The following is a 13,265-nucleotide window of genomic DNA, read 5'->3' as shown; positions in this document are numbered from 1 at the left end:
ATGTGTTTAGCAGTACCTGCACAGTTGGTGCATATTAATGAAACAATTGGTACCGTGGAATTAACAGGGGTGCAACGAGAGTGCAGTCTGTTATTGGTGCCGGAAGCAAAAATTGGAGATTGGTTATTAGTCCATGCGGGCTGTGCCGTACAAATTGTAGATGAGGAGGAAGCGCGTTTGACCCTTGAGGCATTCCGCGAATTAGAAGAACTTGAACAAGATTACTTTAACGGAAAAATCGAAAGTCGCAGCTAGTTTACTAGAGCGCATTCACGAATTACATAATCCAGAGGAAACTGTACGATTCATGGAAGTCTGTGGGACCCATACAGTGGCTATCTTTCGTGAAGGGATCCGTCAAATGTTGCCGAAAGGCATAGAACTAATCAGCGGTCCTGGATGCCCTGTGTGTGTGACAGACCAACAATATATGGATCAAGCCTTGGCATATGCGGATCGAGAGGATGTAGTCATCGCTACCTTTGGAGATATGCTGAAGATTCCTGGTACGACGGGTAATTTATGGCAGTCGAAAGAAAATGGGGCGCATATTGAAATTATTTATAGCCCTATGGAAGTGCTTGGATTGAGTGAACAATATCCAGATAAAAAGATTATTTTCTTGGGCATCGGCTTTGAAACGACTATCGCTGTCATTGCAGCTACTATTCAGGCAGTACATGCTAAGGGATTAAAAAATGTATTTTTCTTGATTTCTCATAAATTGGTACCTCCTGCATTACGTGCCTTATTGAGTAATCCAGAGCATCAAATTGATGGATTTCTGTTGCCAGGTCATGTGAGTGTTATCATTGGGGAACAGCCGTATCAATTCTTGGCCGATGAATATCATATGCCAAGCTGTATTGCTGGTTTTGATGGTGTGGAAATTCTGGCGGCTATTGTGAATTTGTTGGAACAACGAAAAGAACAAACATTTTATGTAGGTAATACGTATCGTTCTGTGGTAGCAAAAACGGGCAATCCTGTAGCACAACAGTTGATGGATACCTTATATGAACCGTCCGATGATGGCTGGCGTGGTATCGGTGTACTGCCAGCATCGGGTTTAAAATTGCGCGGAGAATGGTCTGCCTATGATGCGTTGGTACAACTACCTTTAGGAACATTTACAACCAGTGATGGACCGAAAGGGTGCCAATGCGGATCTGTTATCCAAGGGATGATTCATCCTGATGCATGTCCTTTATTTGGTAAACTTTGTACGCCAGAGCATCCAGTGGGAGCTTGTATGGTATCGGTAGAAGGCAGTTGTTCAGCTTGGTATAAATATGGTTTTTCCAGTGGTGGAATGACCTGGGAGGAATAAATGGAACGTATTCGCTTAGTCCATGGTAATGGCGGTAAGTTTAGCCATGAATTGGTGGACCAATATATTGTGAAATATTTTTCGAATCCAATATTAAATGAATTACATGATGGCGCTGTATTTCCAGTCACAACGGGACGTATGGCTATGAGTACAGATTCCTATGTAGTGACACCGCATATTTTCCCCGGTGGCAACATTGGGAAATTAGCTGTATGCGGTACAGTAAATGATTTAGCCATGATGGGCGCAGTGCCTCAGTATTTGTCGTGTGGACTTATCTTAGAAGAAGGATTGCCTATTTCTACCTTAGAAACTGTGCTACAAACGATGTCAGATATGGCACAACTTTCAGGGGTGTCCATTGTCACAGGGGATACGAAGGTGGTAGAAAAAGGTTCCGTTGACGGCATCTACATCAATACTGCTGGCGTAGGTATCGTACCGGATTATGTACAGTTAGGTACGTCTTATATTGAAAGTGGTATGAAAGTCATCATTTCCGGTACCTTAGGGGACCATGCGATTGCTGTCATGGGGACTCGGTATGGATTGGATTTACCAGATACCATACAAACAGATTGTGCGCCTTTACATAAAATGGCTCATAAGCTATTAGAAACCTTTGGTAAAGATATTGCTTTCTTTAGAGATCCTACCCGTGGCGGTTTAGCGACGACGCTCCAAGAAATTGCTAACTCTGCACAAAAAGGAATTCGATTGCAAGAGTCTGCCATCCCTGTCCGTGCGGAAGTACAAGCGGTATGCCAAGTGTTAGGTTACGACCCATTGTATTTAGCCAATGAAGGTAAGATGATTGCCATTGTACGCGCTGACGTGGCAGATGAGGTAGTGCAGATGATGCGCACTTTCACAGAAGGTCGTGATGCGGTGATCGTCGGTGATGTGGTGAATGGTAATGCTGGCAAAGTAGGATTGCAAACGGCAGTAGGGGGGATACGTCTCCTTGATATGCTGGGAGAAGACCAAGTACCACGAATTTGTTAGAAAATTGTAATACTTCATGAAAAAATCATACATATCCCGTATACTTTGTATAGAATAAAAATGTATTTTTTGATACAATGGAAAGGAAAAGGAGGATATTACGATGAAAAAACAAATCGTAGCTGCTATGGTAGCATTCTCGGTAGCCACTGTAGGTGTTGTTGGAGTTCAACAAGCACAGGCATTTAATTTAGGGAATCTAGTAGGAGGCGTATTGAAAGTAGGAGGCGTGGGCTTTCTAGTAGATAAATACGGTGACTCCATCAATAACTTCTTGAACAGTTTATTAAAGCAAAACAATTTGAGTACTACCTATTCAACAAAAGTAGTTCCTATTGTGAGTCTTGGGAAAGGTGGCCACATTGGTGCGGCACAGGTAACAGGACCTAGCAGTGAAGTGGAACGTGTTGAGGCAGTAGCGCAAATAGAGGCTAGTTTTAATTCCGTAGCTCGCGTAAAAGGACTAGTACCGATTGATAGCACAAACCCAACGAGTGCAAATCGCATTCAAGGGGTCGGTGTATCGGCAATTATAGATTTGAAGATTTAATGGATTAGCACGGGCTTGCCCGTGCTATCTATGTGTTAGTAGAGATGAGGAGATACTATGAAACGTTCTGCTGTATTGGGAGCCGTATTCGCTCTTTTAACAACAAGTGTATGGGCTGCACCAGATACTGTTTTAGAAAAAACAGAAGCCTTGGAAAGTACTGTATATGGTAAAGTGCAAGTAGGGGCCTTAACAGATCGAGTGCATCAATTGGAAGATACTATTTTGGGAGCTAAACAACAAGGTAGTATTACTGGTCAAGTGGAATCTTTGTACAAGTCTGTAGAAGGGCAAGGTACAAAGGTAACATTGCATCAAGAAGTGAATGCTTTGGAATGGATGTATTTTGATGAAGTTCATAGTGGATCTCTTGTAGAGCGCATTGGGGAAATGGAACGCAGTGTGAATGGATTAGAAGCAAAAGGATCCTTACAAAGCCGTGTACAAAAACTAAAACAATCTATCTTTGGCACACAAGTAGCCTTGAAAACTAAGACGGGTACAATTGGAGCAGATCAAGTATTTACTCTAGAATTGACAGAACCTGTGACATCTCAAAAAAATGTAAAAGATGATGTGGTACATGTCAAAGTAGCTGAAGATGTAATGGATGGAGAAACTTTGTTGATTCCTAAAGGAACAGTAGGAACTGGTCATATTACAGAAATTACAAAAGCTCGCTCTTTTGGTCGTAATGCTAAATTGAACATTGTCTTTGACCAATTACAAGGTATCGACGGAACCATCTTTACAGCTATCCAAGGGGAAGAAGCAAAAGCGAAAACAAAAGGCGAATTAAAAGCTGCTGGCGCCTCTGTAGCAGGAGCTGTATTGTTGGGACCAGTAGGACTTGTAGGTGGTTTCTTTGTAAAAGGAAAATCCATTGATTTGCCAGTAGGAACGCTTGTATACGTACAACCGGAATCTTCTGTTACAATTTCTGGTATAGAAATACATGGTGTGGATACTGGTGTAGCTCCTAAAGCTCCTGTAGAACCTGTGGTAGCGCCGAAAGCAACAGAGCTAGTTGCTACACAAGCGCCAGCTGTAAAAGCAAAAGCAGAACCAGTACAAGTAGTACCAGATGATTCTTTAACAGAAAAACCTGTCATCATTGTAAAACGTGAGAAAGACTAGGAGATGGGCATGAAACGATATTCTGTAACAGCCGCTGCCATTTTGACGGCATTGGCGTGTACGCAAAGCCATGCACAAACAGTAGATACTACAGCTCCAGTATTTGAAACGGAGCCTCAAGTAGCTGCGGTTCAGTATGTGCAAACTCCTATGGGTTCCACTGTATCTACGGATACAAAGTACGCACCGAATTTGCAAGTGAAGCCAACAGTTCCTAAAGGAAAACAAGCGGTACAGAAACCAGCCGTACCAGTTCGTATTGATGCAGATAAAATGTATTATAATGATACAACTGGTCGTGTATGGGCTAATGGTTCGGTAGAAGTAGAACGAGGCAATCAACAGCTACTGTCGCAAAAAATAGAAGGCAATACGAAGACGCAACAATATGAAAGTGCATCGGACTATCGCTTTTTAGAAGATAAAGGGGACACAAAAGACTTAACAGGTTCTCATATTACTTACAATGCGACTACTGGTGAAGCGCATACAAAGGACGTATTTGGCTATGCAGATCCCTATTGGGTGAAAGCTGAAGTAGGCGACTTTGATGGTAAAACAGGGCGCATTGAAAAAGGTTGGTTAACGACAAAACATGCCATCGCTTTTAAAGGGGCACCTGATTATCGTGTAGAAGGCGATTATATTGAGGTATTCCCAGGTGATAAAGCAGTTATTCATAATGCAAGCTTTTATATTAAAAATAAACGAATTATATCTGTAAAAAAATATACCGTGTCTTTGCGCCAAGATAAACAAGGACAAGTCAGTGTATTTTCCTTTGTACCAAGACCAAAATACAATTCTTCTGATGGATTGAGCTTAAATGGTAAGATTGACTATCCTGTATCTAAGCATGGAGAGTTATTCTTGCATTATACTTGGGGTACCAATGTTGGATTTAAACCATCTTTTGGGTATGTACAGTTCTTGCCATGGGGTGAAGCAAAGATTGCATATAGTCGTGAATCAGCTACATTAAATGCTAAAAAGGTATGGGTAGAAAAGAAACCTGAACTGTCCATAGATACGCATGCCTATCATATAGGTACTACGCCGTTTACCATTCGTGGCGGTGCTAGCTATGGTAGATGGGTAGAAGGCCATATCAAGGGCTCTCATGCTAAGTATTTTGGGGAACTCTCTCATGACCCAGTTCATATTGGGCCAAAGACAGAGGTAAAATTCTATGGTGGTTACCAACGGGACTATTATGGATATGATTCATCCGTACGGTCCATGCCATATTGGGGCGTAGGAGCGACTACAAAATTAGGACCACGAGTGGATGCATGGGCTGGATATCGTCAAAGTAATGTATCGGTTTCAGCAGATTCTCCATATCCATTTGACCAAATTGATGTGAAGTATAATCTGTACTATGGGCTAAGTGTACAAGCTACACGATTAGATCGTTTTAGTGTACAAATGCAACGAGACTTGCAAACCCATGAATTACGCTATGTGGATTTGACATGGCATAGAGATTTGCACTCCTTTGAGGGCTCTTTGACATATCGCACGAAACAAAAGAAATGGGAATATACATTGGTAGCGAAAGATTTTTAATCTAAGGGGACGCCATGAAAAAAGTTAGAAAAGCAGTCATTCCAGCCGCAGGTTTTGGAACACGCTTTTTACCAGCCACTAAGGCACAACCGAAAGAGATGTTGCCTATCGTGGATACACCAACTATACAATACATTGTGCAAGAAGCCATCGATTCCGGTATTGAGGATATTCTAATTATTACAGGACGGAATAAGCGTGCCATTGAAGATCATTTTGATACTAGCGTGGAGTTGGAACAATTATTGCAACAACAAGGCAAGCAACAGCATCTGGAGATGGTGAGAAACTTGGCGAATATTAAAGTTCATTACATTCGTCAGAAAACAGCCCGTGGCTTAGGTGATGCTATTTATTGTGCTAAGTCTTTCATAGGAGATGAGCCATTTGCTGTTCTCTTAGGGGATGATGTGGTGTATAACCCGCAAAGGCCATGCTTGAAACAGTTGATTGATTGTTATTATGCCCATGATGGGGTGACGATTTTAGGAACTCAATTTGTAGCGCCAGAAAAAGTTAGCTCCTATGGTATTGTGTCAGGATATGAAATTGAACCGAATGTGTACGAAGTAGCTGGGCTAGTGGAGAAACCACCACTTGAATATGCTCCATCGAACTTGGCCGTATTAGGTCGTTATATTTTGACACCAGATATATTTGACGAGTTAGAAAAAACTCCTCAAGGAGCGGGTAATGAAATTCAGTTGACCGATGCCATTGCGAGACTTTCATCAAAAATTTTAGCCTATTCCTATGAAGGGGTACGCTATGATATAGGTGATCGCTTAGGCTATTTAAAAGCCACCGTAGAATACGGCTTGCGAAACCCACAGTTGGCAGAGGCTTTCAAAACTTATTTGCAAGAACTAGACATCGATTCTGTTATGAATCTTAAAGCGTAGTTGTATATAGGTAAGTAACGGATGTTATGAGATGCATACCTCGTGACATCCGTTTTTGTATATCTACTTACTGCATAGTAAGAATATATTGTGATTCATATCACAGAAACTTATGTTTATTAAGGCTAATACTGTGCATATGGTGGTCTCATATTGTGAAATACTTAATTAAATGTTAGAATATAAGGGAATATACATAAGTATAATAAGTTACAACGAATGAGGAAATTATGGCAACAAGATTAAAATGGAAACAGTCCGAAATTAAAGAAAACCCGCTTTTTTCTAAATTAAGAAGTACGATAGAAACAGCGTTTTATGGAAATAATGTAACACCTGTTAAATCCATTGCACAGGCTTATGAGTTAGCAACTAAGGAACCTGGTGTCATTGTATTAGATATGCCAATTTACCGTGCGGAAGAGCAAGGATTACCACAAGATGCAAAAGTATTAGTTACCAATAATGGTAAAACTACAGGTCGTTATGCAAAAGCGCGTCGTATCATCGGTGATGAAGGTATTAACGAAGTAGAGCTATGTGATATTGCTCGTGAAGCTGTATATGATAGTCGTCATAAAGAATGGACTTCTGCGCAAGCCATCGTGGGTTTGGATGAAGCTTTCACAGCTCGTGCGCATTTGATGATTCCGAAAGAACATGCATCTATCCTGTATTCTTGGGCTATCAATTTCCAATTTTTTAATGAGGAAGTAAAAGCCTTTTACAGAGAGAGCAAGGAAATTCCTGAAGGGGATATTTTTATCTATTCTGATCCAGATTATGTGGTAGAAGGATATCCTGGAGGACTAGCTATTTTTGATCCTGCTCATAACTGCGCTATGATTTTAGGAATGCGCTATTTTGGGGAACACAAAAAAGGTACTCTTACATTAGGATGGTCCTTGGCAAATCGTTACGGTTATGTGGCATGCCATGGTGGTATGAAACGATACAACTTGAAGGACGGTTCTTCCTATACCATCGGCGTATTCGGGTTATCAGGATCGGGTAAGTCTACATTAACGCATGAACAACATGATGGACGTTATGATATTTCTGTGTTACATGATGATGCGTATATTATTCATACAGAAGATTTATCTTCTATTGCATTAGAACCAACATATTTTGATAAAATGCAAGACTATCCGGTGGAACATCCTGCCAATAAATATTTATTGACATTACAAAATGTGGGTGTAACCTTAGATGAAGATGGCAATAAAGTTGTCTTAGCAGAAGATGTACGTAATAACAATGGTCGTGCTATTAAATCGCAATTCTGGACAGACAATCGTGTGAATTTTGTGAAAGACCCAGTCAATGCCATCGTATGGTTAATGAAAGATAAAACGTTACCACCGATTTTAAAAATTGATGATCCAATTTTGGCAGCTACTATGGGTGCTACTTTGGCAACACGTCGCTCTACAGCGGAAAAATTAGATGATAATGTAGATCCTAATGCATTGGTCATTGAACCTTATGCAAATCCATTCCGTACCTATTCCTTACGTACTGATTATGAAAGTTACAAAAAACTATTCACTCAATCTGGTGTAGATTGTTATATTATGAACACTGGATTCTTCTTGGACAAGAAAATTCCAAAAGAGGTAACATTAGGTTTGTTAGAAGGTTTGGTTGAGGGTAGTCTTAACTTTGAACCGTTCTATAAATATGAAAACTTAGAATATGTAAAAGTGGAAGGTTTTGAACCAGATTTTACAGTTCGTGAGTATCATCATATTCTTCATAAAGCATTTGAGTTCCGCTACGATTACATTGAAAACTTAAAAGGAACAAAAGATGAGTTGCCTGACGAAGTATTAGATGTATTAAAAATCATTATGTAGGGGGACTAATCATGAAGCAAACATTATCTTGGGGTTCTGTTGCCTTTATTGGAACTATGTTGTTCGGTATGTTCTTTGGGGCAGGAAACTTAATTTTCCCAGTTCACTTGGGGCAAGAAGCCGGTCAAGCCTTATGGCCAGCTATTATAGGCTTTTTAGTAACAGCTATCGGATTACCATTCTTGGGTATTGTTGCCATGGGGGTATCTCGTAGTAATGGCTTACAAGATTTAGTGAGCCGCGTACACCCTATGTATGGTAAAATCTTTACTTTGTTGTTATACATTACTATTGGCCCTGCATTTGCCATCCCAAGAACAAGTACAGTATCCTATACCATCGGATTTGAACCATTCCTTGGTGGTGTCAATCCTGATCTTGCATTAGGCCTATTCTCTGCAGTGTTCTTTATCATTGCTATTTTGTTCTCTCTAAACCCTGGCAAGTTGATGACCTATATTGGTAAAGTGTTAACACCATTATTCTTAGTGTTTCTAAGCATTTTATTAATCACTGTAGTGGTTATGCCAATGGGAGATTACACATCAGTAGCGCCACAAGGGGAATATGCGACTCATGCGTTCTTCAAAGGTTTTACGGAAGGATATAACACGCTAGATGTATTGGCATCGTTAGCCTTTGGTATTATCGTTATTCGTGCTCTACAAGGAGTAGGGGTCACAGAACCTAAGGACATTGCTATGGGCCTTGTGAAAGCCGGCTTCGTAGCGTGCTCCATTATGGCTGTTATCTACGGTTTCTTGGCGTATAGTGGTGCTACTAGCGTGACCACATTAGGTCTTGCTAAAAATGGCGGTATCACCATGGCGCAAATGAATGCGTTTTACTTCGGTAATGTAGGGGCTATCTTGTTAGCTATTATCGTTACGTTGGCATGTTTAAAAACATGCGTAGGCTTAATCGGTGCTTGTGGTGAAACATTCGATGAAATGTTCCCTAATACATTGGGTTACCGTGGTTATGCATATTTAACAACAGCAGTGGGTTTCTTAATTGCTAACGTAGGTTTAACAAAAATTATCGAACTCGCTATCCCTGTGTTGATGTTCTTGTATCCATTGTCTATTACGATCATCTTGTTATCCTTTGCAGCACCAATTTTCCAAGGACGACAAGCAGTATATGCGTGGACAACAGCCTTTGCGTTATTTGCGGCATTAGGTGATGCGATGGCAACGGCGCCAGCATTTATCAATCAATCTGGATTTGTCCAATGGGCATTACCATATTACGGAATGCTACCATTTGCCTCCATCGGTATGGGCTGGATTGTACCGTCCATTATCGGTTTTGTTGTGGGTATGGTGCATATTGGGCTAGTACGAAAATAATAGTTATGCTTGTACATACACTAGTAGAGATGTTTAGTATCGCGGTGTAGAGTATCTTGCAAGACAAATTAATAGTGTAATATTGATAAACGACTAGGTTGTAAGGATCTAGTCGTTTTGTCTATCTTTACAAGTATGTTTCGATGTTTATTGCTATAGAAATGGGCATCAGGTTTTCTAGCCTTTATCTATATGTTACAGAAAAATATTAGATTCTATAGAAATTACAAATTATATATTTTCTATTACTTTCACATGTGGTATAATCTCTATATCTTTCCCATAGAAAGACTGTAGGCGGTGGCGCGAGGCTACCAATGTAGTATAGTAGAAAGGAGATTTTTATGTGGAAAAAAGGACTGGCCCTGTTGGTGGTCTGTCTGGTGGGATTCTTACTATGGCATGAATCTTCACTAGAAGCACCAGGAGGAGGCAAGATGTACCGAGTAGGTATCTTGCAATTAGCGGAGCATCCCGCACTAGATGCAGCCAACAAAGGTGTTGTAGATGGATTACGGGAAGAGGGATTTGTAGATAATGTGATTCTTGACCATCAAAATGCTCAAGGAGACCAATCGAATCTAAACACCATTGCCCAACGATTTGTGGCACGTAATTCCGATTTAGTAGTGGCTATTGCCACACCAGCCGTACAGGCTATGGCAAATGCTACGAAGGATATTCCGGTGTTAGGAACGGCGGTTACGAGTTTTACCACAGCACGACTAGTGGATAGTGATGAACATCCAGGTGGTAATGTGTCGGGTACCACAGATATGGTGCCTATGGAAAAACGAGTGGAATTAGTGCATCAATTATTGCCGAATGCGAAAAAAATCGGTACTATTTATTCATCTAGTGAAGTGAATTCACAATTACAAGCAGAGAGTTTTCGAAAAGAAGCACAGAAATACGGTATGGAATTAGTGGAAATTACCGTATCCAACGTGAATGATGTGCCGCAGGCGGCGAATCAATTAGCTATTATGGGTATCGATGCAGTGTACTTTCCAACAGATAATATCATCGCTTCATCCTATGCGAACATCGTTACCATATTTAGTAGCGCTAACTTACCAGTGTTTCCCTCTGATGAGACATGGTTAAAAACAGGCGGACTAGCAGCCTATTCTGTAGACTTTTATAGATTAGGGGTTCAAACTGGACATATGGCGGCCCGTGTGCTTCGTGGTGAAAGTACACCGGATAGCATGCCAATCGAGATGCAAGAGCCTATTAAATTTGTATTCAATCAAGACGAAGCAGATCGCTTGCATATCCAGATTCCAGAGTCATTACGACAACAGTAGTATAGTAGTGGGGGCAACCCCAAGTAGGAGGATCTATGACAAACTTAATTATTAGCACCATTGCACAAGGCCTATTGTGGGCATTGTTGGCATTGGGTGTATTCATTACTTTCAGAATTTTAGACGTAGCAGATTTAACAGTAGAAGGTAGTTTCCCTATGGGAGCTGCTATTTCTGCAGTATTGATTACCATGGGTGTGAACCCTTGGATCACAGTGATAGTTGCAGGTATTGGTGGTATGATTGCCGGTGCTGTAACGGGCTGGATACATACCAAATTAAAAATTCCCGCATTACTAGCTGGTATCTTAACAATGATTGCCTTGTATTCTGTGAACTTACATATTATGGGGAAAGCAAACATTTCCTTATTGCGCATGGATACAGTGTACTCCGCCATTCATAGCATGGGCATTTCCAATGCGGTGGCATTGACCATCATTGGTGTAGTAGTAACGGTGGTAGTGGGATTATTCTTATTCTGGTTCTTCGGCACTGAGCTAGGTACATCGATTCGTGCTACTGGGGTAAATCCACAAATGATTCGTGCCCAAGGGGTGAACACAGACACTATGATTGTCCTTGGATTACTATTATCCAATGGGTTTGTAGCTGTGTCGGGTGCTTTAATTGCCCAATCCCAAGGCTTCGCAGATATCGGTATGGGTGTAGGGACTATCGTTATTGGTTTGGCATCTGTTATCATCGGGGAAGTACTATTTGCTTCTTCTTCGGTAGTGCGCAAACTATTCGGTAATTCTTCCTTCGTGTTGAGCTTAGTAGCCGTTGTATTCGGTTCCATTATTTACCGTATTGTTATTGCTACTGTACTATACCTAGGTATGCCTCCAAATGATTTGAAATTATTTACCGCTATATTAGTAGCTCTTGCCTTATCTTTACCAACGTGGCAAGGTAAATTTCGTCGTGGTTAAGAGGAGGGTGCACACATGTTAGAATTAAAAGGAATTGTGAAAGCCTTCCATAAAGGCACGGTGAATGAAAAAATTGCTCTTCGTGGCATTGATTTACGATTAGAAGATGGTGACTTCGTGACTGTTATCGGTGGTAATGGTGCCGGTAAAAGTACCTTGTTGAACTCCATCGCTGGGGTATTCCCTGTCGATGAAGGTACATTACATATTAATGATGTAGACGTCACTCATATGGCGGAATACAAGCGGGCCAAATACATTGGTCGTGTCTTCCAAGATCCTATGTTGGGCACAGCAGGAAATATGCAAATTGAGGAGAACATGCTTCTCGCCTTGCGCCGAGGCAAACAAATGGGATTATCTTGGGCTTTTAAAGAAAATGAAAGAGAATTATTTAAACAGCAATTGGCTCGTTTAGATTTGGGTTTAGAACATCGCTTGTCATCCAGTATGGGATTATTAAGTGGTGGTCAACGACAATCCATTACTTTGTTGATGGCCACTATGTTGAAGCCAGAAGTGCTGTTGCTAGATGAACATACAGCAGCCTTAGATCCTAAAACGGCAGAAAAAGTATTGCAGCTCACAGATGAATTGGTCAAAGAACATCATTTGACTACCTTGATGATTACCCATAATATGCGTGATGCCTTACGATTCGGCAATCGCTTGATTATGATGGATAATGGTAAAGTTATCTATGATGTACGTGGAGAAGAAAAAGCTAGTTTAACCGTACAAGATTTATTAGAGCGCTTTGAAGTAGCCAGCGAAAATACCCTCAGTGACCGCATGATGTTGGGCTAAGTACTTTACTTTTACCACAAAGTATAGTATTATAGATACCGATGTATTAACCTAGGCGAGGTAATTGAGTCTCCGCCCATTACTTTGGCCTATGGAATTGTAATTTTTAGGAGGACATGAAATATGTTAACTACAGAAGCTAAAGCAGCTATTATTAAAGAATTTGCTGTTCACGAAGGTGACACTGGATCCCCAGAAGTACAAATCGCGATTTTAACTAACCGCATTGTATACTTAACTGAGCATTTAAAAGAGCACAAAAAAGATCATCATTCCCGTCGTGGTCTTTTAAAATTAGTTGGTCAACGTCGTAACATGCTTGACTACCTTCGTCGTAAAGATATCGAACGCTACCGTGCGATCTTAGAAAAATTAGGATTACGTAAATAATTTTACGTACTTACAAAAAGCGGCTTCGGCCGCTTTTTTGTGGCTCTTTGTCAAATGTGGGGGCTACTCATGTAAAAGCTTTTAGCGCTAGCTATGGAAATAGCTAGCGCTATTCT

The 13,265-nt window shown here is 40.8% G+C and carries 13 protein-coding genes; all 13 read left to right on the top strand.

From position 1 onward, the window contains the following. The 13 genes from EO116_RS07800 to rpsO all read left to right on the top strand — a co-directional run bounded on the left by EO116_RS07800 (position 1) and on the right by rpsO (position 13,149). Positions 1–255 carry a HypC/HybG/HupF family hydrogenase formation chaperone gene (locus EO116_RS07800; RefSeq protein ID WP_126939224.1) on the top strand — a complete coding sequence of 85 codons (255 nt, stop codon included), beginning with the start codon at positions 1–3 and terminating at the stop codon, positions 253–255. Continuing rightward, positions 212–1,330: a hydrogenase formation protein HypD gene (gene hypD / locus EO116_RS07795; RefSeq protein ID WP_127161340.1), complete on the top strand. Its 1,119-nt coding sequence runs from the start codon at positions 212–214 to the stop codon at positions 1,328–1,330. The genes EO116_RS07800 and hypD overlap by 44 nt, the downstream gene beginning before the upstream one ends. Then, on the top strand, positions 1,331–2,338 hold the full coding sequence (gene hypE / locus EO116_RS07790) for a hydrogenase expression/formation protein HypE (protein WP_127161339.1): 1,008 nt from the start codon (positions 1,331–1,333) through the stop codon (positions 2,336–2,338). A gap of 103 nt (positions 2,339–2,441) precedes the next feature. Next, complete coding sequence (locus tag EO116_RS07785) at positions 2,442–2,888, top strand: hypothetical protein (protein WP_127161338.1); 447 nt, start codon at positions 2,442–2,444, stop codon at positions 2,886–2,888. A 57-nt stretch (positions 2,889–2,945) separates the two neighbouring features. Then, positions 2,946–4,025: a hypothetical protein gene (locus EO116_RS07780; protein WP_240629153.1), complete on the top strand. Its 1,080-nt coding sequence runs from the start codon at positions 2,946–2,948 to the stop codon at positions 4,023–4,025. 9 nt (positions 4,026–4,034) lie between these two features. After that, positions 4,035–5,594, top strand: a complete 1,560-nt coding sequence (locus EO116_RS07775; RefSeq protein WP_127161337.1) for an LptA/OstA family protein — start codon at positions 4,035–4,037, stop codon at positions 5,592–5,594. A gap of 14 nt (positions 5,595–5,608) precedes the next feature. Continuing rightward, entirely contained in the window at positions 5,609–6,496 is an 888-nt protein-coding gene (galU, locus tag EO116_RS07770; protein WP_127161336.1) for a UTP--glucose-1-phosphate uridylyltransferase GalU, read from the top strand. 230 nt (positions 6,497–6,726) lie between these two features. Further along, positions 6,727–8,355: a phosphoenolpyruvate carboxykinase (ATP) gene (locus EO116_RS07765; RefSeq protein WP_127161335.1), complete on the top strand. Its 1,629-nt coding sequence runs from the start codon at positions 6,727–6,729 to the stop codon at positions 8,353–8,355. A gap of 11 nt (positions 8,356–8,366) precedes the next feature. Further along, positions 8,367–9,707 carry a branched-chain amino acid transport system II carrier protein gene (brnQ, locus tag EO116_RS07760; protein WP_127161334.1) on the top strand — a complete coding sequence of 447 codons (1,341 nt, stop codon included), beginning with the start codon at positions 8,367–8,369 and terminating at the stop codon, positions 9,705–9,707. Between the two features lie 344 nt (positions 9,708–10,051). After that, on the top strand, positions 10,052–11,017 hold the full coding sequence (locus tag EO116_RS07755) for an ABC transporter substrate-binding protein (protein ID WP_127161333.1): 966 nt from the start codon (positions 10,052–10,054) through the stop codon (positions 11,015–11,017). A 35-nt stretch (positions 11,018–11,052) separates the two neighbouring features. After that, the gene (locus EO116_RS07750; protein ID WP_127161332.1) at positions 11,053–11,952 is read left to right on the top strand and encodes an ABC transporter permease; all 900 of its coding nucleotides are present in this window, start codon (positions 11,053–11,055) and stop codon (positions 11,950–11,952) included. A 15-nt stretch (positions 11,953–11,967) separates the two neighbouring features. Then, positions 11,968–12,759, top strand: a complete 792-nt coding sequence (locus EO116_RS07745; RefSeq protein WP_127161331.1) for an ABC transporter ATP-binding protein — start codon at positions 11,968–11,970, stop codon at positions 12,757–12,759. A 123-nt stretch (positions 12,760–12,882) separates the two neighbouring features. Beyond that, positions 12,883–13,149 (top strand): 30S ribosomal protein S15, encoded by a 267-nt coding sequence (gene rpsO / locus EO116_RS07740; protein ID WP_009353572.1) that lies wholly within the window; start codon positions 12,883–12,885, stop codon positions 13,147–13,149. Positions 13,150–13,265 lie beyond the last annotated feature (116 nt).

Source organism: Veillonella sp. VA137 (assembly GCF_003992015.1).
GTDB lineage: Bacteria > Bacillota > Negativicutes > Veillonellales > Veillonellaceae > F0422.
The sequence above is the reverse complement of the archived record's forward strand: the minus strand, read 5'-3'. Positions and strand labels throughout refer to the sequence as shown.

Bases quoted from the DNA above. Each gene is read 5' to 3' on its own strand.
- EO116_RS07800 (WP_126939224.1), top strand. From the start codon at position 1: ATGTGTTTAGCAGTACCTGCACAGTTGGTGCATATTAATGAAACAATT.
- hypE (WP_127161339.1), top strand. From the start codon at position 1,331: ATGGAACGTATTCGCTTAGTCCATGGTAATGGCGGTAAGTTTAGCCAT.
- EO116_RS07785 (WP_127161338.1), top strand. From the start codon at position 2,442: ATGAAAAAACAAATCGTAGCTGCTATGGTAGCATTCTCGGTAGCCACT.
- EO116_RS07780 (WP_240629153.1), top strand. From the start codon at position 2,946: ATGAAACGTTCTGCTGTATTGGGAGCCGTATTCGCTCTTTTAACAACA.
- EO116_RS07775 (WP_127161337.1), top strand. From the start codon at position 4,035: ATGAAACGATATTCTGTAACAGCCGCTGCCATTTTGACGGCATTGGCG.
- galU (WP_127161336.1), top strand. From the start codon at position 5,609: ATGAAAAAAGTTAGAAAAGCAGTCATTCCAGCCGCAGGTTTTGGAACA.
- EO116_RS07765 (WP_127161335.1), top strand. From the start codon at position 6,727: ATGGCAACAAGATTAAAATGGAAACAGTCCGAAATTAAAGAAAACCCG.
- brnQ (WP_127161334.1), top strand. From the start codon at position 8,367: ATGAAGCAAACATTATCTTGGGGTTCTGTTGCCTTTATTGGAACTATG.
- EO116_RS07755 (WP_127161333.1), top strand. From the start codon at position 10,052: ATGTGGAAAAAAGGACTGGCCCTGTTGGTGGTCTGTCTGGTGGGATTC.
- EO116_RS07750 (WP_127161332.1), top strand. From the start codon at position 11,053: ATGACAAACTTAATTATTAGCACCATTGCACAAGGCCTATTGTGGGCA.
- EO116_RS07745 (WP_127161331.1), top strand. From the start codon at position 11,968: ATGTTAGAATTAAAAGGAATTGTGAAAGCCTTCCATAAAGGCACGGTG.
- rpsO (WP_009353572.1), top strand. From the start codon at position 12,883: ATGTTAACTACAGAAGCTAAAGCAGCTATTATTAAAGAATTTGCTGTT.